This window comes from Sulfurovum sp. bin170 (genome assembly GCF_010892395.1).
In the GTDB taxonomy this organism is placed as follows: Bacteria; Campylobacterota; Campylobacteria; order Campylobacterales; family Sulfurovaceae; genus UBA1140.
Window position 1 is genome coordinate 1 of the sequence record NZ_JAACKB010000081.1, and the last position, 2,507, is coordinate 2,507.

Genomic DNA, 2,507 nt, shown 5'->3' on the forward strand with positions numbered 1-2,507 from the left:
TTAAGGAAGACAGGGGAATTTCGGATGATGAGTGGAGAGAGATTACTGACTTTGCTGGGGTTGGGGAGTAATTTGGGGTTTTTCCGTAGTTTTCAGTTAGCTTCATGTTCTATTATTGATTTGAAATCATAATAAAATTTGAATTTCTCTTCATTATAGTTACTTCCACTTCCAAATGTTCCAAGAGATACCAAAATCAAAATAATACGCCAAATCCCCATAATTTTTTTCCTAATTTTAATATTAGATATTATAGTCTCTTTTAACTCCCCTGTCAAATATAGAAAAATATGCTAAAATTCTAAAAAAATATCGGAACAGAAATGACCATCCTAAATCCAAATTATATCTATATAGATAACACATTTAAAGAGAACATAGCCGTAGCTTTTGATAAACAGATAGAAGCCATAGATACTATGGAAAATTTAAGAAAACAGTATCCTGAGGCTACAATAAAACAAGGTAGACGAAACTCCGTACTCTACCCTGGGTTTATCAACACCCATGTCCACTTGGAATTTTCAGCAAACAAAACAACTTTGCAGTATGGAGAGTTTATGCCGTGGTTGAACTCGGTTATTGCCAATCGTGAGGATTTGGTTGCCAAGTGTGACAATGAGCTTATGCTAAAAGCTTGTGAAGAGATGATGCATTCTGGTATCACTACCTTTGGAGCTATTTCTAGTTTTGGAGCAGAGTTGGAGGTCTGCATGAAAACCCCTCAAAAGGTACTCTTTTTTAATGAACTTATAGGTTCGTCAGCTTCTACTGCTGATATGTTGTATGGAGACTTCCTTGAACGACTGGATGCTTCTAAAAAGTGTGGTCGTGGTATCATCCCTGCTATCGCGATACACTCCCCATACTCGGTTCACCCTATTGTACTCAAACGAGCTGTGGAGATTGCCAAAAATGAGAAGATTCCTCTCTCTGCTCATTTTTTGGAATCAGAGGCTGAGAGAGAGTGGTTAGAAGAGGATGCGGGTGAGTTTTTGGAGTTTTTCCAAAAGTTTTTCTCAACCTCCACATCAGTAACCGATATAGCTGAGTTTATGGAGAGTTTTGATAATACTCCTACACACTTTACTCATGCTGTTCAAGCGACCAAGGAGGAGCTAGAGTATTTGGCAAACAGGGGTCACTCTATCGCACACTGTCCTCGTTCTAACCGTCTGTTGGGGTGTGGGAGACTGGAAGTGGAGGAGTTAATCAAACTGGATATGCCATTCACTCTTGCTACGGATGGATTAAGCTCTAACCACTCTCTAAATATATTTGATGAACTTCGTGCTGCCCTGATGATGCACCATATGGAATCAATAAACAGACTCTCTAATCTGTTGATAAAAAGCATCACCTCTATACCTGCCGATATTTTTCATCTAAATAGTGGAGAGATAGCCATAGGAAAAGATGCTGATTTTGCTTTGATAAATCTACCTGACCAACCCCACTCATTAGATGATATTGCTCTACAGACTATCTTGCATACACAGAAGGTGGATAATCTATTTATTTTAGGAGAAGATATTAGATTTGTTTAACAAAAATTACTATTTATCTGCTATCATTTCATATTAATAAAACCCAAAAGGAAACTTTATGAAAAAACTATCATTTGTCTATCTACCCGCTCTATTTTTCGTCTACATTGCAGTTGAGACTCTTTTGAAATTAAACCACTCAACACTGTGTGAATCAGCGGGGTGTCTATTGGCTGATAATCTTTTGTGGTTTGATAGTATCTATCTTAATTTTATGGGATTGGCTGATGCTCTGATTATCTTGGCAATAGGGTGGTTGAGCTACAAAAGAGCCATTCGTGAAAAGCTTTTTTATCTAGTTCTTTTTGCATCTTTGGCTTTTGAGACTATTTTAATAGGTTATCAATATTTTGTATCACCTGAAATGTGTATATTCTGCATGGGTGTTTATGCTTTTTTAGTGGTGATAATGTTGCTATCTGCAAAAAAATATTTCCTGATGGTTGTTCCTGTGATAGCATCTGTTGTGGTTGCTCTTAGCTTTTTGACAATACCTAAATCAGAAGCATTTGTGATAGAAGATGGAAACTATCTTGTCCAATCACCAACCTGTACACATTGTAAAAAAGTCAAAGATTATCTAAACGAAAATAATATCTCGTTTACAAAACTAAATATTGATGATATTGAAGCTAGAAATTTTGCTACATTCTTAAACTTCACGACTATTCCTATATTGATAGTCAAAGAGGGTAAAAGTGTTCAGATAATTAATGGAGATAACAACATTATAGACTCTCTCTCCAAGCCCACAAATGCTATTGTTATGGAAGAGATTATAGTAGAAGATGCCGTTATAGTTGAAGATAGTGTTGCTGTAGAGAGTTCATCATCAAGCGGTAATCTATTATATGATGATGCTAGTGCCGACGATGAGGGGTGTGGATTTGGTTCTATAACAAAATTGGAGGATGAGAGTAACTGTAGCAAATAATTGAACAAATACCATATTATTAATAA

At 36.3% G+C, this 2,507-nt stretch carries 3 protein-coding genes; 2 read left to right on the forward strand and 1 reads right to left on the reverse strand.

All coding sequences use genetic code 11. The features are described 5' to 3' along the window. Positions 1-92: 92 nt before the first annotated feature. Complete coding sequence (locus GSY74_RS10830; protein ID WP_255494459.1) at positions 93-221, reverse strand: hypothetical protein; 129 nt, start codon at positions 219-221, stop codon at positions 93-95. A 102-nt stretch (positions 222-323) separates the two neighbouring features. On the opposite strand from GSY74_RS10830, the gene GSY74_RS01935 reads away from it, so the two are divergent. Both GSY74_RS01935 and GSY74_RS01940 read left to right on the forward strand, forming a co-directional pair. Further along, positions 324-1,547, forward strand: a complete 1,224-nt coding sequence (locus tag GSY74_RS01935; protein ID WP_164663432.1) for a metal-dependent hydrolase — start codon at positions 324-326, stop codon at positions 1,545-1,547. Between the two features lie 58 nt (positions 1,548-1,605). Beyond that, on the forward strand, positions 1,606-2,481 hold the full coding sequence (locus tag GSY74_RS01940; protein ID WP_164663433.1) for a glutaredoxin domain-containing protein: 876 nt from the start codon (positions 1,606-1,608) through the stop codon (positions 2,479-2,481). Positions 2,482-2,507 lie beyond the last annotated feature (26 nt).

Coding starts and splice junctions, on each gene's coding strand:
- GSY74_RS10830 (WP_255494459.1), bottom strand. CDS start 221: ATGGGGATTTGGCGTATTATTTTGATTTTGGTATCTCTTGGAACATTT.
- GSY74_RS01935 (WP_164663432.1), top strand. CDS start 324: ATGACCATCCTAAATCCAAATTATATCTATATAGATAACACATTTAAA.
- GSY74_RS01940 (WP_164663433.1), top strand. CDS start 1,606: ATGAAAAAACTATCATTTGTCTATCTACCCGCTCTATTTTTCGTCTAC.